The sequence below is a fragment of the Amycolatopsis sp. NPDC114503 genome, from assembly GCF_055633655.1.
The window spans coordinates 17,458-37,127 of the sequence record NZ_JBVKDT010000017.1 but is presented as its reverse complement, the minus strand read 5'-3'; the positions used below and the strand labels follow the sequence as shown (position 1 = coordinate 37,127).

Sequence of the window (19,670 nt, the reverse complement as noted above, 5' to 3'; positions counted from 1 at the left end):
AGGAGAGCCATGACTGAGACCACGCAGACCGCGCAGACCCTGACCGAGGAGCGGATCGTCGAAGGCATCACCGGCGCGCTGGGCGCGGTGCTCGAACGGGACGTCGACGACCTGTCCGCGGACACCCGGCTGTCCGACGCCGGCCTCGACTCCACCGGCGTGCTGGAACTGCTGATGCAGCTCGAGGACACGTTCGGCATCGAGTTCGACACCGAAAACCTGGAGATGCAGCACTTCGAATCGGTGCGTTCGCTCGCCGCGTTCGTCATCGCGGAAATCCGTGCCTGACCCGGCACAGTGGCAGGAGTGCCGGCGCGTCGCCCGGGAGCAGGGCGTCGCGCCCGCGCTCAAGCTGCTGCGGACGAGACGCCGCAACGGCGCGATCGCGGCTGTCCCGGCGGGAGAACTGCCCGCCGGGACGGAGATCCTGCGGGAGGCTGATCTCCCGGGCGGCGCGGTCGCGTTCGCGCGGGGTTTGCCGGAAGCGCCTGCGGGGCCGGAGCTGGTGTGGGTGCGGCTGGGGCTTTCCCAAGGGCTGCTGGACGAGTGTCTCCGGTACCTGGGCGAGCGGCGCTCGGGCGAGGAATCGTTGCTGCGCAAGCAGATGATCCAGGACTGTCTCGCGAGCGCGCTGAACGGGCAACTGGCGGTGGAAGCGGATCTGCTGGCGGACGGAAGCGCGGCTCCCGCGCGAGTGCGGTATCTGCACCAGTGTCTGTCCGATGTGGACCGGAAGCTGCTTGGCCTGTTGGGGGCGAAGGGCTTCCTGGTCGGCGGGCCAGGCGAGGTAGCCGACGTTTCGGAGCTGCTTGCGAGTGTCCACGAAATGGCCGAGGGGACGACGTGACGGGCACGGTACTGACCGAACCCTTGCTGGCTCTGCGAGATCTTGCCGCGGAATGGGCGACCGGCCTCCGCGCCGCCGGAGCCGTGCTCGACCGCGATCCCGAGGCCACCGCCCAGTTCGCCGATCTGCCCGCGGTGCGCTGTATGGCCCAGCTGCTGGTCCCGGCGGAGTACGGCGCGGAGGGCATCAGGGTTGCCGGGCACCGGTTCCACGGGATGACCGCGCTGGAACGGACGGTGCTGCTGGAGGAGTTCGCCCGGGGCGACGCCGGCGCGACGCTCGCCGCACCGGGCGCGTCGATGTCCGGCGTCCTGATCGACGTACTCGGCGACGACGAACAGAAAGCCTGGTTCTACGGCAGGCTCATCGACCGTCCAACGTGGACGTTCTTCGCGCTCACCGAACCCGACGCGGGCTCCGACGCGAACGCGCTGACCACCAGCCTGACGCCCGGACCAGACGGAGACTTCGTCCTCAACGGCCGGAAACGCTACGTCGGCAACGCCTCCCGCGCGGGCATGGGCGTGGTCTTCGCCCGCACCGCGCCCGGTCCGCTCGGCGTGCGCGCAGTCCTCCTGGACACTGCTTCCCCCGGCTTCCACGCCGAACCTCTGGGCATGCTCGGCTTGCGCGGCGCACGGTTCTGCGCCCTGGAGTTCGACAATGTGCGGATTCCCGCTGGCCGAGTGCTCGGGAGGCACCTTTCCCCGACCCGACGCGGGATGTGGGCCGCCACGCTGACGTTCAACCGCCTACGCCCCGGCGTCGCGGCCATCGCCGTCGGCATCGCGCGAGCGGCGCACGAGTACGTCCGCGCCGAGGGCGGACTGCTCGCCGGCGGTGCGGCGGCCGAATGGGACCAGCTGGGCTACCGGATCGAGAGCGTCCGGAACCTGGTGCACCTCGCGGCGATGGAGGTCGACGCGGGCGGCAGCCGCGGCGGGCACCTCGCCTCGTCCGCCAAAGCCGAAGCGAGCCGGCTCGCCGAGGACGCGACCAGAGCCGCCTGCCGGTTCTTCGGACCGAGCGCACGCTGGACGCATCCCTTGCTGGACAAGCTGATTCGTGACGCGCGCGGCGTCGAATTCATGGAAGGCGCCGCGAACATCCAGAAACTCATCGTCTTCACCGGGCTGCTCGCCGGCAAAGTCGGCCAGGGCGAGTCGTTCCCGGCGCTGAACCGCGGAGGTTTGCCGTGCGGGTGATATCCGCCCCTCAGGAGTTCACCGTCCCGGATCTCTATGTCGACCTGCGCCGGTTCGTCGGCCGCGACCTGTTCGTCAAATGCGAGGGCTTCAACTTCGCCGGGTCGATCAAGCTCAAGGCCGCGCTGGAGATCGTCGAGCGCGCCGAGCGGGACGGCACGCTGCGCCCCGGCGCCACGATCGTCGAAAGTTCGTCCGGGAACATCGGCGTCGCGCTCGCGATGGTCGCGGCCAGCCGGGGATACCGGTTCATCTGCGTCACCGACGACCACTGCACGCTGTCCGCCCGGCAGCTGATGCAGAACTACGGCGCCGAGGTCCGCGTGCTGACCGAACCGCATCCGGCGGACGGCCTGGTCGGCGCGCGGCAGCGGCTGGTGGAGAGCCTCTGCGCGGAGCACGAGGACTACGTCTGGCTCGACCAGCACACCAACCCGGGCAACTGGACCGCGCACTACCGGACCACCGGCCCGGAGATCCTGCGCATGTTCCCCGGCCTCGACGTCCTGTTCGTCGGCACCGGCACGGCCGGGACGCTGATGGGCTGCGCCCGCTACCTGCGCGAGGCGCGCCGGTCGATCCGCGTGGTCGCGGTGGACAGCGTCGGCTCGGTGAGCTTCGGCGGCCCGCCCGGGCCGAGGCAGATTCCCGGGCTGGGCTCCGCGATCCGCCCGGCGCTGCTCGACGAGTCCTTAGTGGACGATGTGGTGCACGTCGAGGAGACCGCGACCGTCGAGATGTGCCGGACGCTGGTGCGGCACGGCTTCCTGTTCGGCGGCTCGACCGGCACCGTCGTCGCCGGCGCGCTGTCCTGGCTCGCCCGCGAAGACCGCGATCTGACCGCCGTCGCCATCTCCCCGGACCTGGGCGACCACTACCTGGACACGGTCTACCGGGACCACTGGGCCGCCGATGCGCTCGGCCGGATGCCCGAGCAGACCACCGACCGACTTTCCGAGGTGCCGCGATGACCGCTGTCGAGACCAGCCTGCCCCTCTCCACGGCCCAGACCGACGTCTGGTTCGACGAGCAGCTGTCCGGAGGCGGACTGGCCTACGCGATGGCCGACTACCTCGACATCTCCGGCGACCTCGACGTGGCGGTGTTCACCGAGGCGTTCCGCCTGCTCACCGACGAGGCCGAATGCTTCCGCGCCCGCTTCTTCGAGGTCGACGGCGAACCGCGCCAGGTGGTCGAACCGCTGACCGAGCTGCCGGTCCGCTTCCTCGACCTGTCCGGCGAACCGAACCCGGAGGCGGCCGCGCTCGCGTGGATGCACGAGGACCTGACGCGGCCGTTCTCCGTCACCGATTTCCCGCTGTTCCGCGCGGCTTTGCTCACGCTGGGCCCGCGCCGGCGGTTCTGGTATCTCACCACCCACCACCTGGTGGGCGACGGGTTCAGCGCCGCGATCTGCCACCGGCGGATGGGCGAGCTGTACACGGCCGTGCTGACCGGCGCGGAGCCCGAAGGCCGTCCGCTGCCGCCGTTCCGGGACCTGCTGGAATCCGAACTCGCCTACCAGACCTCGACGCATCTCGGGCGGGACCGCGAGTTCTGGAGCAGTCACTTCCGCACGGTCCCGGACCTGATCAGCCTGTCCGGCAAGGAACCCGCACCGGCTCGCGGCTTCCTTCGCCGCACGCTCGCCCTGCCCGCCGACGCGGCCGCGGCGGCGCGGAAGGCGGTGGCGCAGGCCGGGGTGACCCTGCCGACCTTCCTGCTCGCCGCGATGGCCGCCTACACCGAACGCCTTTCCGGCATCCAAGACCTGATGCTGACCGTCCCGGTCGCCGCCCGCGCGGGGGTCCGGACGCGGACGATCCCGGGGATGATGGCGAACTACCTGCCGCTGAAAATGCAGGTCACGCCCGCGATGACCCCGCAGGTGCTGCTGAAGCAGGCGTCGCGGGAACTCGCCCGCACGCTCAAGCACCAGCGGTATCACGTCAACCAGATCCGCCGCGACATCGGCGTGCGCAGCGACGAACGGCGGCCGTTCGGCGGGCCGTTCGTCAACGTGCTGCCCGCGGACCCCGGGCTGCGGCTGGGCGACTGCGTGACCCGGGTGCGGAACCTGTCCACCGGGATCACCAACGACCTGTCCATCACGGTCCTCGACGAGCCCGGCGGCGGGATCGAACTGCACCTCAACGGGAACCCCGACCTTTACGACGAGTCCGGAGTGGACACTCATCTGCACCGGTTCGCCGGGTTCCTGGACCGCTTCGCGCGCGCCGATCCGGACGCGCCGCTCGCGCACGTCGACGTCGCTGATGCGCAGGAGCGCGAGGAACTGCTCGCCGCCGGGTTGGGCGCTATCGGCCCGGTGGGTGCGGGCGTGGTGGAGCGAGTGCGCGCGCAGGCACCGGATGAAGTGGCGGTGGTCGACGCTGCCGGGTCAGTGCGCTACGCGGACCTGGTCGGAATGGCCTCGGCATTGTCGCGGCGATTGCCGGTGGGGCGCGTGGTTGGCGTACTCGCTGGTCCGGGAAGTGGCTTCATCTCAGCGGTTCTCGGCGTGCTGGGCGCTGGTGGTGCTTACGTGCCGCTGGATCCGACACTGCCGTTGGCGCGGTTGCGCGACTTGGTGGCGGACAGCGGCGCGGCCTGTGTCGTTGCGGCACCAGAGTTCCGGGACGTCGCCGCGGAGCTGCCGGTGGATGTCGTGGAACTGGACGGCACGGTTGATGCCGAGCTGGCACCGGTGGTCGGCGCCGATGATGACGTGGCGTACGTGATCTTCACGTCGGGGTCGACCGGTCGTCCCAAGGGCGCGATGGTTTCGCGGCTCGGGATGATGAACCACCTGCTGGCGAAGGTCGAGGATCTCGGGCTGGGTGCGTCCGACGTGGTGGTGCAGAACGCGCCGCTGACGTTCGACGTGTCGGTGTGGCAGATGCTCGCGCCGCTGGTGGTCGGCGGTCAGGTCCGCGTGGTGGACCGGCGGGTCGCGGCGGATCCGGAGACGTTGTTCGGCTTGGGCATGTCGGTGCTGGAAGTCGTGCCGTCGTTGCTCCGGGCGGCGTTGGACTTCTGGGACGCCGGCGGTCCGCCGAACCTGGACGGGTTGCGGTGGCTGGTGGTCACCGGCGAGGCGTTGCCGCCGGACCTGTGCGTGCGGTGGTTCGGGTACTTCCCGCAGATTCCGCTCGTGAATGCCTACGGGCCGACGGAATGTTCGGACGACGTGACGCACGCGATCCTGTCCAATGTGGACGATGTGCGCGGGGTGCGGACACCGATCGGTCTTCCGGTGCGGAACACCCGGCTGTACGTGCTGAGCGACGAGCTGCGTCCGGTTCCGGCGGGTGCGGCTGGCGAGCTGTACGTCGGCGGTCTGGTGGTCGGCCGTGGTTACGTGGGCGATCCGGGCAAGACCGGCTCGGTGTTCGTCGCGGATCCGTTCGGCGAGCCGGGCACCCGGATGTACCGGACCGGCGACCGAGTGGTGCGCCGGGACGACGGTGCGCTGGAGTTCATCGAGCGCCGGGATTTCCAGGTCAAGATCCGCGGCCACCGCATCGAACTCGGTGAAATCGAAGCCACCCTGCGCGAGCTGCCCGAGATCGCGGACGCGGTCGTGGTGGTGCGCACCGACGATGCCGGGACCAAACGGCTGGCCGCGTACCTGGTCGGAACGGAGCCGGTCGACATCCCGTCCGTGCGCAGCGAACTGCAGCAGCGGCTGCCGGACTACCTGGTGCCGTCCGCGATGGTCGTGCTCGACGCGATGCCGTTGACCGTGCACGGCAAGGTCGACCGGGAAGCGTTGCCGGAGCCCGATTTCGCCGCCGAGGCGGTCGGCCGGGCACCGCGCAACGCCGTCGAGGCCATCCTGTGCGACGTGCTGGCCGAAGTCCTGACGGTGCCGAAGGTCTACATCGACGACAACTTCTTCGCCCTCGGCGGCGACAGCGTCAGCTCGATCCAGGTGGTCAGCCGTGCCCGCAAAGCCGGGCTGATCATCACCCCGCGCGACCTGCTGGAAGCACGCACCCCAGCGGCGATCGCGGAAAACGCGGTCCCGGCCGGGGACGAGGTCGCCCTCGAATCCGCCGCCTTGGTCGAACTCGAACCTGGAGAACTCGACGAGCTGCGGGTCGGCCCGGTCGAGGAAGTGCTCCCGCTGGCCCCGTTGCAGCAAGGCATGCTCTTCCACGCCGAGCTGGACGCCGAAGGCGTGGACTTCTATGCCGTGCAAGCGATCGCGGACCTAGAAGGACCGCTCGACACCGCAGCGGTCCGGGACGCCTGCGCCACGCTGCTGACCCGGCACACCGCCCTGCGCGGATACTTCCGGCGACGCCGAGACGGGGAACCGGTGCAGCTGGTCGCCGAATCGGTCGAGCTGCCGTGGACCGAGGTCGACCTGACCGTGCTGCCGGAGGACCGTCGAGTGGCGGAGCTGCAGCGGCTGGTCGAGGAAGACCGGTTGCGCCGCTTCGATCTCGCCCGCCCGCCGCTGGTTCGTTTCACTCTGATCCGGGTCGCCGCCGAGCGCTACCGATTCCTGTGGAGCGCACACCACATCGCCACCGACGGCTGGTCGGTGCCCATCCTCATCGACGAGCTGGCGCAGCTTTACGCACGCGGCGCGACGGCCGAACTGCCCGCTGTGCCGCAGATGCGCGACTACCTCGCCTGGCTGTCCCGCCAAGACCAGGACGCCGGACGGAAAGCCTGGCAGGACCTTCTCGACGGCCTGCCCGGACCGACTCGCGTGGCGCCGGATCTGCCCGCCGCCGCGACTCTGCCCGCGACTGTCGAGTTAGTACTGTCCGAAAGCGACACTGCGAATCTCTATGCCTGGGCACGGGAACACGAGCTGACGGTCAGCACGATCGTGCAAGCCTGCTGGGCGATTCTGGTCGGCAGGCTGGCCGGACAGCAGGACGTGGTCTTCGGTGCGGTGGCCTCCGGACGTCCGGCGGAACTGCCCGGTGTCGAAACGATGGTCGGCATGTTCGTGAACACCGTGCCGGTCCGCGCCCGCCTCGACCCGGCGCGCCCGGTCCGCGAACTGCTTGCCGAACTGGGACATCAGCAAGCCTCGATGGTGTCCTACCAGCACATCGGCCAGGCGCAACTGAGCGGAGCGATTCCGGACAGCGGAGAACTCTTCGACACCGCAGTGGTGTTCGAGAACGTCCCCGCCGGCGACGGCGGCCCGCTGGTGAAACTCGGCGAGGACGTCCGCGTGGTCGACGCGGTGACGCTCGATTCGCGGCACTACCCGCTCAGCCTCGTCGTGGAACCGCACGCCTCCCTCGTCTTTCGCTTCGATTACCTCCGCGAGGCCTTCGGCGAAGACCGCGTCCGCGGGCTGACGCAGCAGTTCCGGGCGCTGCTCGACACGGTGCTCAGCGATCCGGACCGCCTGCTCGGCCGGATCGACGTGGTGGCCGAACCATCGCAGACCTTCCTGCTGGGCGAGACTGGCCCGGTCGGTGCGGGCGTGGTCGAGCGAGTGCGCACGCAGGCCCCCGATGCGGTCGCGGTGGTCGACGACACCGGATCCGTGAGCTATGCGGAACTGGTGGGACTGGCCTCGGCGCTGTCTCGCCGATTGCCGCCGGGCCGAGTAGCGGGTGTGCTCGCCGGTCCCGGCATTGGCTTTATTTCAGCGGTTCTCGGTGTCCTGGGCGCCGGTGGTGCTTACGTGCCGCTGGACCCGACGGTGCCGCTCGCTCGCCTGCAAGGCTTGGTGGAGGACAGTGGCGCGGCGTGCGTGATCGTGGCACCGGAGTTCCGGGAGATCGCGGCCAGCCTGCCGGTGGACGTCATCGAGTTGGACGGCGTGGTCGACACCGAACTGGCACCGGTAGTCGGTGCTGACGACGATGTGGCCTACCTGATCTTCACTTCCGGCTCCACCGGTCGCCCCAAGGGTGCGATGGTTTCTCGCCTCGGGATGGTCAACCACTTGCTCGCGAAGGTGGAAGACCTGGCTCTGAAGCCGTCGGATGTGCTGGTGCAGAACGCCCCGCTGACGTTCGACGTCTCGGTGTGGCAGATGCTGGCTCCGCTGCTGGTCGGCGGTCAGGTCCGCGCAGTGAGCCGGGAGACGGCGGCCGATCCGGACGTGCTGTTCGGCTTGGGGATGTCGGTGCTGGAAGTCGTGCCGTCGTTGTTGCGGGCGGCGTTGGACTTCTGGGACGCCGGCGGTCCGCCGAACCTGGACGGGTTGCGCTGGCTGGTGGTGACCGGCGAGGCCTTGCCGCCGGACCTGTGCGTCCGGTGGTTCGAGTACTTCCCGGACATCCCGATGGTGAACGCCTATGGCCCGACGGAATGCTCGGACGACGTGACGCACGCCGTTCTGTCCAGTGTGGACGATGCGCGAGGTTTGCGAGTGCCGATCGGCCTCCCGGTGCGGAACACCCGGCTGTACGTCCTTGGCGACGAGCTGCGGCCGGTTCCCCCGGGGGCGGCTGGCGAACTGTATGTCGGCGGTCTGGTCGTCGGACGTGGTTATGTCGGTGATCCGGTCAAGACGGGTTCGGTGTTCGTGGCGGATCCGTTCGGGGAACCGGGAACCCGGATGTACCGGACCGGCGACCGCGTCGTGTGCCGGGACGACGGTGCGCTGGAGTTCGTGGAGCGCCGGGACTTCCAGGTCAAGATCCGCGGCCACCGCATCGAACTCGGCGAAATCGAAGCCGGACTGCTCGCGCAGGAATCCGTGACCGACGCGGTGGTCGTCGTGCAGGGTTCCGACGCGGCCAACCGGCATCTGGTCGGCTACGTCGCGGGAACCGCCCGTCCCGAGGATCTGCAGGCTCAACTGGCCGAACTGCTGCCCGCGTACATGGTCCCCAGCGCGATCGTCGTGCTCGACCGGCTCCCGCTGACCGCACACGGCAAGGTCGACCGCAAAGCCCTTCCCGCCCCGGAAAACCTGGCCGGGCAAGCGAAACGCGGACCACGCACCCCCGTCGAGGAACAGCTGACCCGGCTTTACGCCGAAGTACTGGGGCTGTCCGAAGCCGGAATCGACGACGACTTCTTCGAACTCGGCGGCCATTCCCTCCTGGCCACCGCGCTGGTCAGCCGGATCCGGTCGGAACTGGACGTCGAACTGCCGCTGCGGGACCTGTTCGAGGCCCGTACCGTCGCCGCACTGGCCGGACGGCTCGCGTCGGCGGGCCAAGCACGCGCGGCGTTCCGCAAACTGGACCGTCCCGATCCGCTGCCGTTGTCGTACGCGCAGCAGCGGATGTGGTTCCTCAACCGGCTCGAAGGCGAACACGGCGGGTACACCATCCCCCTCGCCGTGCGGCTTTCCGGAGCGCTGGACCGCTCCGCGCTCGCCGCCGCCATCGACGATCTCACCACGCGCCACGAAATCCTGCGCACGATCTTCCCCGACACCGACGGCGTGCCGTACCAGCGCGTCCTCGACGCGGGGGAGTCCTTGCGCCTCGCGCCGATGCCCGCGGACCTCGCCGCGGCGCTGGAAGAAGAAGTCGCCCGAGGATTCGACCTGGCCGCCGACCTTCCGTTGCGCAGCAAGCTGTTCGGCCCCTCCGGAAACGGCGACCACGTCCTCCTGCTGGTGCTTCACCACATCGCCGGGGACGCCTGGTCCGTCGACGTGCTCGCCCGCGACCTCGCCACCGCCTACGAAGCCCGGCTGTCCGGAAACAGTCCAGAGTGGACGGACCTGCCCGCGCAGTACGCGGACTACTCGGTCTGGCAACACTCCCTCCTGGACGACACCAAGGACGGCGAATCCGCCCGCCTGCTGAAGCACTGGCGGGAAGCACTCGCCGGAATGCCCGGCGAACTGGCGCTGCCGGTCGACCTGCCGCGGCGCGCCTCCGCCGGCTACCGCGGCGGAACCATCGAGTTCGCGGTGCCGTCCACCGTGCACCGGGGACTCGCGCGGCTCGCGCACGGGCAAGGGGCGAGCCTGTTCATGGTCGTCCAAGCCGCGCTGGCCACCCTGCTCACTCGTCTTGGCGCGGGAACCGACATCCCGCTCGGCAGCCTGGTCGCCGGACGCCCGGACGAAGCCGTGCACGACCTCGTCGGCTTCTTCGTCAACACGCTCGTCCTGCGCGCCGACACCAGCGGCGATCCGCACTTCGCCGACCTGGTCGCGCGGGTCCGCGACGCCGACCTCGCCGCCTACGCCCACCAGGACCTGCCCTTCGAACGGCTGCTGGAGGCGACGCAACCCGCCCGGTCGATGTCGCGGCAGCCGTTGTTCGGGGTGCTGCTGTCCTTCTACGACGTGCCGCCGTCCGAAGTCAGCCTCGGCAGCCTGACCGCGCGTCCCGAACTGCTGGCCCCGACGCACAAGAAGTTCAAGTTCGACCTGACCTTCCAGTTGGGCCAGCACAAGGGGGAGCGCGGTCTGGAAGGCACTCTCGAGTACAACGCCGACGCGTTCACCGCGGAGACCGCGCAGCTGCTGGTCGACCGGCTGACGCTCCTGCTGACGGCCGCCGCCGAGGATCCCGGGCAGCCGCTGAGCCGGATCGACCTGCGCACGGACGCCGAGCGGGTCACCTCAGCCGTGTCGGCGCCCGAGGTTCCCGACGGCTTGCTGGTGCCCGGCGACATCGGCCTGCGCGAGCAAGCCAACCGATTGGCCCGAGCGTTGCAGGCGCAAGGCGCGGGACCAGGAGAGACGGTGACCGTCGACCTGCCACCAGGCCGGGACCGCTGGGCAGCGATCTTCGCCGTCCTCGCCACCGGTGCAGCCTGGACCTCGAGCGGCCAGTCTCGCTTCACAGTGCACACGGACGTGTCCGGATTCTCCGACACCGACCTGGAGGCGTCGCTGTCCGAGGCAGACCTGGCATATCGCGGTGACGCAGTGTTCACCCGAGGCGGGCTGGCCGCGACTATTTCCGCCCTGCTGGCCGAATTGCCGCTCACGGCCAACGACCGCGTCCTGGCACCGGACGCCGAGTTCGCCCTGCCGGTTGTGCTGGCCGCATTGCACGCAGGCGCGGTGGTGACCGTCGCTCCCGCCGCGGAGATCGCGGAACTCGCATCGTCGGTCGACCCGAGCGTCGTGGTCCTGACCCCGAGCATCGCGAAAATGCTGGCGCTGCGACCGGGTACCCGGGTGCTGAACTTCGGCGAAGATTTTCTCGACGGCGCACTCAACTGCGAGGGCACCGCGGCGTCCGGCTGGCTCTCGCTGGTCAACGGACGTCCGTTCGCGCACAGCCGTGCCGCCGTCCTCGACCAGAGTCTGCAGCCAGTGCCGCGCGGTGGCCGAGGTGAGCTGTATTTGGCTGACGCACCCACCGGACTCCCCGCCCGCACCCGCTTGGACGGAACCGTGGAGGTGATCCGCGAGGCCCGGGTACGCGGCTTCGCGATCCCGATCGGGCAAATCGAAGCGGCCCTGCAGCGTCAGCCCTCGGTCGCGGCAGCCGCCGTCATCGCCGAGGACGACCTGATCGCCTACGTCGTCCCGCAATGGGAGCGCGGCGTCGACCCGCTCATCCTGCGGGAAGCACTGGCCGCCGAACTCCCGGACTACCTGATCCCGTCCTCCTTCACGGAACTGGACACCATCCCCGTCGCTCCGGACGGCTCGCTGGATCGCGCTGCCCTGCCCGTTCCCACCGCACAAACGACCCAGGACCCCAGCGAAACCGTCGAACTGCTGCGAACCGCTTTCGCGGAAACCCTCGGACTCTCCGACATCGACGTCCGAACCGGTTTTTTCGAACTGGGCGGCAACAGCCTGCAGTCCGTCCGCTTGGTCGCCCTGGCCCGGCGAGCCGGACTCCGGCTGACCGTGGCCGACGTCCTGACCCACGGCAGCGTCGAACGCCTGGCCGTACTCGCCGAACGAGCCGAACCCGACCTGGCGGACCTGCCGGACCCGTTCGCACCGGTGCTGCAGATCCGCCCGACCGGATCGAAACCGCCGCTGTTCTGCCTGCACGCCGGACTCGGCTTGAGTCTGCCCTACCTCGGCCTGGCGGCCCATCTGCCGGACCGTCCGATCTACGGTCTTCAGTCGCCGGGAATCAGTGGCACGGAACAATTCCCGGACTCGGTCGAACAGGTCGCCGAGGACTACCTGAAGAACCTCCGCTGGATCCAGTCCCACGGTCCGTACCACCTGCTCGGCTGGTCCTACGGCGGCCTGCTGGCCTTTGAACTGGCCGTGCGCCTCGAATCCGAAGGCGAAACGGTCGGCTCACTGTCTATTTTGGACAGCTACCCGCAGGACGGTTCCGAAGCCGCACCGACACGGCACGAGCTGCTCGTCGATTTCCTGGAGCATGTGGGCTTCCACGACACCGGCGCCGGTGCCGAGCTGACCCCGGCCGATGTCATCGCGGTGCTGCGCGACGGGGACAGCAGGCTGGCCGACATCGGCGAGGAACGGATGACCCGCGTCCTGGCCGTGATGGACAACAACGCCGCGCTAGCCCACCGGTACCGCCCGGCGAGGTTCACCGGTGCCGTCGAGCTGTTCGTCGCCGCCGAGGGATTGACCGACGCCGAAGTGGCCGAACGCGCGGGCCGCTGGGTGCCGCACGTGTCCGGTCCAGTGCGGGCGCACCGGATCGACTGCGGCCACGAATACCTGATGGACCCCGGGCCGCAGGCGGAGATCGGCACCGCGACGGCCGGAACGCTGGCGAGCAACGAGGAGTCGCAGTGACCACAATGACCACCCCGGTGAGCCCTCCGCGGGCAGCGGCGCTCGTCGAAACCTTCGCACTGGCGGGTCGCCGATTGACCCACCTGCGCAAAGTGCCCGGCAGGCTCCTCGCGATCACCCTGAACTCCCTGATCACCATGCTGGCCATCGGCTACGTCTTCAAAGGCGCGGTGAGCGTCGAAGGCGGCGGCAGCTATCCGGAATTCCTTTTCCCCGCCGCGCTCATGCAAGTCGGCCTCGCCGGAGTCGCACCGACCGCGATCGCGGTGGCGATGGACCTCAAAGGCGGCCTGACCGACCGATTCCGCTCGCTGCCGATCTCCCGTCCCGCGGTGCTGTTCGGCCACACCATCGGCGACGCGCTGGTGGGCTTCATCGCGCTGGCGATCGTCGCCGGGATCGGGCTGGCGGTCGGCGGCCGGGTGCACGCCGGATTCCCCGCGCTGCTCGCCGGATTGGCGGTGCTCGCCCTCTTCCTCTACGTGATGATCTGGGTCGGCGTGCTGCTCGGGCTTTCGATGGGCAATCCCGAATCGATCGACGGCGTCGGCGCGGTGCTGACGCTCGGACTTTCCTTCCTGTCCAACGCTTTCATGGCGGTCAGCCAGCTCCCGTCGTGGGTGCGGCCGGTCGCCGAATGGAACCCGGTCAGCTCCGTCACCACGCTGTGCCGCCAGCTGTGGGGCGTGCCGGTGCCCGCGGACAGTTCGTTCCCCGCCCAGCATCCCGGCATCGTCGTCGCGGTGACGCTGGTCGTGCTTTTCGCCGCGGCGACCCTGCTGAGCTTCCGCCGTTACCGCCTCGCCTAACCGATCCGGAGCATGCGATGACAAACCCGTTTGACGACCAGAACGGCGCTTTCCTGGTCTTGGTCAACGACGCACGGCAGTACAGCCTCTGGCCCTCCTTCGCGGAAGTCCCGACCGGCTGGCGCGTCTCGCTCGGCGAGAGCGGCCGCGAAGAAGCCCTCGCGCACATTTCGGGCCACTGGACCGATCTGTCGCCCGAGAACATCCGGGAAGCAGGCTGACATGGCACACGGAGAACTCGCGATCGAAGCCGAAGGGCTCCGCAAACGCTACGGCGACCACGAAGCGCTCGCCGGCGTGGACCTCGCCGTCCCGCCCGGCACGGTGCTGGGCTTGCTCGGCCCCAACGGCGCGGGCAAGACCACCACCGTCCGGATGCTCGCGACCCTGCTTCCGCCCGACGGCGGCCGCGCGCTGGTCGCCGGGCACGACATCGTGCGGGAACGCAAGCAGGTCCAGCGGCACATCGCGCTCGCGGGCCAGTACGCGGCAGTCGACGAACTGCTGACCGGCAGGCAGAACCTGGTGCTGCTGGGCCGTCTCCTGCACCTCGGCCGCAGGGGAGCGCGCGCCCGCGCGGGAGAACTGCTCGAGCGGTTCAACCTGGTCGAGGCGGCGGATCGCGCGGTCGGCACGTACTCCGGCGGGATGCGTCGCCGCCTGGACCTCGCGACCTGTCTGGTGGCGCGTCCCTCGGTGCTGTTCCTCGACGAACCGACCACCGGACTCGACCCGGCGAGCCGGATGGGCTTGTGGACGATGGTCCGCGAGCTGGTCAGCGAAGGCGTCACGGTCCTGCTCACCACGCAGTACCTCGAGGAAGCCGACTACCTCGCCGACCGGATCGTGGTCATCGACAAGGGCCGGAGCGTCGCCGAAGGAACGGCGGACGAGCTCAAGCGCAAGGTCGGCCGGGAACGGCTGGAAGTCGCTGTCGCGCATCCCGAAGGTCTCGCGGACGCAGTGGCGGCGCTGACGCCGGTCGCGGTGGGCGTCCCGGTCGTCGACGAACGCCGGTGCAGCATCTCCCTCGAACTGCTCGACGAGAGCGGCGGGATCGCGGCGGCGGCGAACGCGTTGCACGAACGCGGCGTCGCGCTGGCGGACTTCGCGCTGCGCAGGCCGACCCTCGACGAAGCCTTCCTCGACCTCACCGGGCACCCGACCACCGGGTGATCCCGATAGGCCCTGGCGGGAATCAGGTTCCCGCCAGGGCATTCCGCCTACGCTGACGTCTTTTGTGGACATTCAGCGGAGTCTCACCTTCGCGCAGCCCCCGGCCCGGTCCGCCGCCACCAGCGGACCGGGCCTGCTAGCGAGAGCAGCAAGGGCAGCAGCACCAACCGGATCACCAGCACGTCCATCGCCAACGCCGCCGCTGCCGCCCAGCCGAACTCGCTCAACGCACCGGTGCCGGCGATCCCGAGGGCGCTGAAGATCCCGATCGACACCACACTTGCGCTGGAGATGGCCACGGTGCCGCGACGCAGTCCTTCGGCGAGCACGTGCTGGGGCGACATCCCGGTCAGCGCCTCGACGCGGAAGTGATGCAGCAGGCAGACGTGCATGTCGGTCGTGGGCGCGGCGAGCACGGCCACCAGCGCCACTGGCAGCCACGTCGGCGTCGGCGGGTCCATGCAGGTGAGCATGGTCAGCGCGAAAAGCGCGGACAGCACCGAAAGCACCGCGGTCGTCAGCGCGACCACGACCGGCCGGAAGGCCGTGATCACCGCCAGCGAGGTCAGGCCGATCAGCAGCGCCAGCGGCAACGGCGGCAGCGTCGGCGATTCGAGGTAGCGGAAGACGACGTAACCGAGCGCCGCGGCAGTGCACACCAGCGCGCCGATGAGCCCGGCCGCGCTGCGGTAGCGCCAGGTCGCGGGCAGCCGGGCGACGAACCGGGGCAGCCAGTGCCACTGGAACGACCTCCGCACCGGAAGCGTGATCCGGGTCAGCAGCACCGGGAGCAGGGTCACCGCCGCGGCGGCTTCCACGAGGATCACCAGGACCACGGCCGCCGCCAGCCGCATGACTTGCGGCTCGCCGGTCAGATACAGCCCGGTCATCGCGGTCAGCATCGCCAGCCCGGTGACGAGCGCGGTACGTCCGGCCGTCGAGGCGACGATCTGCGCGGTGTCGGACGCGTCATGCTTGCCCGGCGGCATCTCCTGCTGTCTGCGCACCGCGAACAGCAGATGGTTGGCCGCGCTCGTGATGCCCGGCAGGAGAACGAGGTTCCAGCTGCCGAACGAACCCGCTCCTTCGGCCACCGCCATCAGCACTCCGAGCGCGCTGACCCCGACCGTCGCGAGATACCCGAACGCGATCGCGGCCAGCCGCAGCGAACCCAGCACCAGCACCAGCAGCAGCGCGGTGAGCAGGCAGCCGACTGCGAGAACGGAGCCGGCGGGCGTCGCGGAGCCGCCGGTCGTGGCGGCAAGACCCTCGCTCGCCGCCACGACCAGGAACAGCAGCCACGCGCACAGGACCGGGCCGGGGTGTCCGGCACACCAGCGCGCGAGACGGAGCAGAGGTAGCGTTCGCAATGCCGCACTCCTTGGGCCGCTTCAGGCCTCCCGCCGCGCAGGCGGCTAGCCGGACGGTCTAAGGATGGCTCCTCGTGTTCGTGCGCACACTAGGCGTGGCACCTCGATTTCCAGTGGTACTAGCTCCCGAGCGCGGCGGGCGGGGCGAGCGCCGCGTCTCCGTAGAGGTCGGCCACCCACTGGTCGTGGTAGACCGTGTCGAGGTAGCGGTCGCCGAGATCCGGGGCGACCGCCACCGCGGTGAAGTTCTCGCCGGGCGCGTGCCGGTCGAGCCAGTTGAGCGCCCCGGCCACGACAGTGCCGGTCGAGCCGCCGAACAGGAAACCCGCGCGGACGAGCCTGCGGCACATGCGCACGGTGGCGAGTTCCGGCACGTGCACCACATCGTCCACATAGGACTCGTCGAGCAGCGCGGGCCGGACCCCGGTGCCGAGACCGGGGATCATCCGAGGGGCGGCCGGGGTCCCGAAGGTCACCGAACCCACGGTGTCGACGGCCACCACGCGCATTCCGGGGCAGTGTTCGCGCAGGTACCGCGCGCACCCCATCAGCGTGCCGGTCGTGCCCGCCCCGATGAACGCCACGTCGGCGCCGGGGAACGAATTCGCGATCTGCGGTCCGGTGGTGCGGTAGTGCGCCTGCCAGTTGCCCGCGTTCGCGTACTGGTTGAGCCACACCCGGTCGCCGCCCTCGGCGCACAGCCGCCGCACGTGCGCGATCCGCGCGCCGAGCAGCCCGTCTTCCGGATGCGGTTCGGTGATCACGTGCACCTCGGCGCCGAGCGTTTGCATCAGCTGCCGGGCGCCGAGGGTGCAGCGTGAATCGGTGACACAGATGAACCGGTAGCCCCGGCTGGTGGCGACAAGGCTCAGCGCCACCCCGAGGTTGCCCGACGAACTCTCCACGAGGGTCGCGCCGGGCCTCAGCGTGCCGTCCAGTTCGGCGGCGTCGATCATCTCGGTCGCGGCCTTGATCTTGATCGAACCGGCGAAGTTGAAGCCCTCGCATTTGAGGTAGAGCGATCGCCCTGTACACCCGTTCAGGTCGACGAACAGGTCGTCGACGTTGAACTCGTGCGGGCTGGTGATGATCGGCATCGGCTCAGCGCTTGCCGTAGCGGTCGAGTTCGAAGAAGAAGTCGCCGACCTCGTGCAGTTCGCCGCGGCGGCGCAGTTCGTCCAGGACGTGCTTGCCGACCGCGAGGTCGAGCACGCCGAGGCCGAACGGCGAGAACACCACCGGCCGGCCGGCGTCCAGGGCGAGTGCCCCGGACATCACGTCGAAGAGGGTGCCGTCGAGGAAGTCGCGTCCGCCGGTGGCCTGTTCGGCCAGGTGGACCGAGGTGTTGGCCTTCAGGCAGTGCTCGACGTCGTCGACCACGTTGGCCGACGCGAGGATCACCTCGGTGGACAGGTCGCGCAGCGAAACGTTCAGCACCAGCGGGTGGTGTTCGAACCAGGCCGGATCGTGCACGTGCGGCTCACCGGCCACGGTGGCGAACACGATCAGGTCGCTGCCGCGGATCAGTTCCTCCGCGCTCCCGCGCACCGAGATCCCGCTCGCGCCGGTCGTCTCCAGATAGCCCCGGAACCCCGCGGCGTGCTCGGCGGAGAGGTCGAAAACCGCGGTCTCGTCGAACTCCCAGCCGGTGCCGATCAGGAACCGGTGCACGTAGCGTGCGATGAGCCCGGTGCCGACGAACCCGAGCCGTCGCGGACGTTCGCCGCGCCGGCTGAGCCAGTCGGCCGCGAGCGCCGCCGACGCCGCGGTCCGGCTGGCGCTGATGATCGAGCTTTCCATGCAGGCCAGCGGGTAGCCGGTCGCCTGGTCGTTGAGGATCAGCACGGCGGAGGCGCGCGGCAGCCCGGTGCGGACGTTCTCCGGGAAGCTCGAGATCCATTTGACCCCGTCCACCGCGACCTCCCCGCCGACCGAGGCGGGCAGCGCGATGATCCGCGCCGACGGCCGGTCCGGGAACCGGAGGAAATAGGAAGGCGGGTTGACGGTCGCCTGCTGGCCGTGCAGCCGGTAGGTCGCCTCGATCAGCTCGACGAGTTGTTTCTCGGCGCCGTCGAGCACCTGGTGCACCTGGGCTCCGGACACGACGGCGAACTCCGGAACGGTAGCGGTTTCGGCCACAGAACTTCCTTAGTCTTCGGCTGGACGGAAACGGGTGCTCAGTCCTGCTGCAGGACGGCCAGCGCGCGTTCGACCCGCGCGTCGATCCGGTCGACCTCGGCGACCGAATCCCCGATGAGCACGCCGTAGAGGCGGCCGGCGAACGGTGCGCCGTCCGCGGTCTGCGCACCGGCGTTGACGGTGGCGAAGTTGTTCACCAGCAGGCCGCTGCCCGCGCCGTCGAACAGCAGGTCGCCGAGCACGTCGCGGACCCGGTCGAAACCGACGCTGGCACCGAGCCGCAGGGAGTAGTGCCGGGCCATCGCGGTCTCGCCCGCGGTGACGAAGCGTTCTTGGATAGGCACCTGATAGGTGGACATGTTGTTGCGGGCGTTGATTTCCAGCACCGGGAAGATGCCGCCGTCCGGCTCGACGATCGCGTCCACTCCCACGACGCCGTAGTAGCCGTCGGCGGCGAGCTGCCCGCCGAGCGCCTGCGCCGCGGACCGGATGCGCTCGAGCTGCGCTTCGTCCAGCCGAGGCGGGATCCGGTGTCCTTTGTGGACACCGTGCTCGGTGATCAGCTCCTTGACGAAGTCGAAGTGCACCGAACCGTCGCGGCTCACGGTGAACTGGTAGTTGAGGTCGGAGCGCTTGTCGACCCACTCCTCGATGACGAACGCGATCCGGTCCCGGCCCCTTCGCCGGGCGGTCGCGGAGATCATCCGGCGCAACCGGTCGAGCCTGCGTTCGTCGGAGACCACCGAGATCCCCTTGCCGGACACCCCGAACGCCTCTTTGACGACGACCTTCCGCCCGGTGGCGAGCACAGCGGCCGCCTCGGTGACGGCCTCGTCGAGCAGGTCGAGCGTGTCGCACGCCCAGCCGTTCGGCTGCCGTAATCCCAGCTGCGTCGCGATCCGCCGGCTGTAGATCTTGCTGTTCACTGCCTTGCACCGGGCCGCGTCCGGGGCAGCCAGCGGAAGCCCGGTCGCGGTGGACAGTTCTTCCTCCACCTCCGAGACGCCATGCGCCAGCAGATGCGCTTCGTCGGTGCGCAGCGCGGAAAGCGCGGCGATCAACCACGGATCGTGCAGCGCGTCCTGGCTGACCGTGCGCGCCGGATCCGGGTCCGCGATCACGTGGATCTGCGGCAGGTCGAGGCCGAGCCCTTCCAGATAGCTGCGATAGCCGGGATCGGGTGCGTGCTTGAGCACCACGTGGTCCCGCTTTCCGCCCAGCAGCAACGCGAACTCGTCCATGCTGTTGACGACCGCCGTGCCGCCCGGGGCGGACACCCTGGGCAGCCCCTGCTCGTCGACCGCCCACTGCTCTTCGACCTCGAAGTTGCCGACGAACACCAGCGGGCGCTCGGCCGAGCCCAGAACCGCGGTCTTGAGCCGCGGGATGAAACCGTTGTCGGCGCTCATGACGTCCTTTCGCCAGCGCACGGATAGGAAGCGGCACGCGCTGCGTGCGCGGCCGCGGGGGAGAAGGAGC

At 69.7% G+C, this 19,670-nt stretch carries 12 protein-coding genes; 8 read left to right on the top strand and 4 right to left on the bottom strand.

Annotated features, from left to right (window positions below):
* The first annotated feature begins 9 nt into the window (after positions 1–9).
* The 8 genes from ACZ7OI_RS43585 to ACZ7OI_RS43550 are packed head-to-tail and all read left to right on the top strand — an operon-like array spanning position 10 to position 14,682.
* On the top strand, positions 10–288 hold the full coding sequence (locus ACZ7OI_RS43585; protein ID WP_470269961.1) for an acyl carrier protein: 279 nt from the start codon (positions 10–12) through the stop codon (positions 286–288).
* Complete coding sequence (locus tag ACZ7OI_RS43580) at positions 281–847, top strand: DUF2786 domain-containing protein (RefSeq protein WP_470269960.1); 567 nt, start codon at positions 281–283, stop codon at positions 845–847. The genes ACZ7OI_RS43585 and ACZ7OI_RS43580 overlap by 8 nt, the downstream gene beginning before the upstream one ends.
* Positions 844–2,052: an acyl-CoA dehydrogenase family protein gene (locus ACZ7OI_RS43575; protein ID WP_470269959.1), complete on the top strand. Its 1,209-nt coding sequence runs from the start codon at positions 844–846 to the stop codon at positions 2,050–2,052. The genes ACZ7OI_RS43580 and ACZ7OI_RS43575 overlap by 4 nt, the downstream gene beginning before the upstream one ends.
* Entirely contained in the window at positions 2,043–3,023 is a 981-nt protein-coding gene (sbnA, locus tag ACZ7OI_RS43570; protein WP_470269958.1) for a 2,3-diaminopropionate biosynthesis protein SbnA, read from the top strand. Before ACZ7OI_RS43575 ends, sbnA (ACZ7OI_RS43570) begins: the two co-directional genes overlap by 10 nt.
* Positions 3,020–12,697 (top strand): amino acid adenylation domain-containing protein, encoded by a 9,678-nt coding sequence (locus ACZ7OI_RS43565; protein ID WP_470269957.1) that lies wholly within the window; start codon positions 3,020–3,022, stop codon positions 12,695–12,697. Before sbnA (ACZ7OI_RS43570) ends, ACZ7OI_RS43565 begins: the two co-directional genes overlap by 4 nt.
* Positions 12,698–12,702: 5 nt before the next feature.
* A complete protein-coding gene (locus ACZ7OI_RS43560; protein ID WP_470270113.1) occupies positions 12,703–13,506 on the top strand; it encodes an ABC transporter permease in 804 nt (267 codons plus the stop codon).
* A 17-nt stretch (positions 13,507–13,523) separates the two neighbouring features.
* Complete coding sequence (locus ACZ7OI_RS43555; RefSeq protein ID WP_470269956.1) at positions 13,524–13,727, top strand: MbtH family protein; 204 nt, start codon at positions 13,524–13,526, stop codon at positions 13,725–13,727.
* A 1-nt stretch (position 13,728) separates the two neighbouring features.
* The gene (locus ACZ7OI_RS43550; RefSeq protein WP_370939840.1) at positions 13,729–14,682 is read left to right on the top strand and encodes an ATP-binding cassette domain-containing protein; all 954 of its coding nucleotides are present in this window, start codon (positions 13,729–13,731) and stop codon (positions 14,680–14,682) included.
* An 83-nt stretch (positions 14,683–14,765) separates the two neighbouring features.
* On the opposite strand, the gene ACZ7OI_RS43545 is transcribed toward ACZ7OI_RS43550, so the two are convergent.
* The 4 genes from ACZ7OI_RS43545 to ACZ7OI_RS43530 all read right to left on the bottom strand — a co-directional run bounded on the left by ACZ7OI_RS43545 (position 14,766) and on the right by ACZ7OI_RS43530 (position 19,600).
* Complete coding sequence (locus tag ACZ7OI_RS43545; protein ID WP_470269955.1) at positions 14,766–16,052, bottom strand: MMPL family transporter; 1,287 nt, start codon at positions 16,050–16,052, stop codon at positions 14,766–14,768.
* Between the two features lie 119 nt (positions 16,053–16,171).
* Entirely contained in the window at positions 16,172–17,149 is a 978-nt protein-coding gene (sbnA, locus tag ACZ7OI_RS43540) for a 2,3-diaminopropionate biosynthesis protein SbnA (protein ID WP_470269954.1), read from the bottom strand.
* 4 nt (positions 17,150–17,153) lie between these two features.
* On the bottom strand, positions 17,154–18,191 hold the full coding sequence (sbnB, locus tag ACZ7OI_RS43535) for a 2,3-diaminopropionate biosynthesis protein SbnB (protein ID WP_470269953.1): 1,038 nt from the start codon (positions 18,189–18,191) through the stop codon (positions 17,154–17,156).
* A 38-nt stretch (positions 18,192–18,229) separates the two neighbouring features.
* A complete protein-coding gene (locus tag ACZ7OI_RS43530) occupies positions 18,230–19,600 on the bottom strand; it encodes a preATP grasp domain-containing protein (RefSeq protein ID WP_470269952.1) in 1,371 nt (456 codons plus the stop codon).
* Positions 19,601–19,670 lie beyond the last annotated feature (70 nt).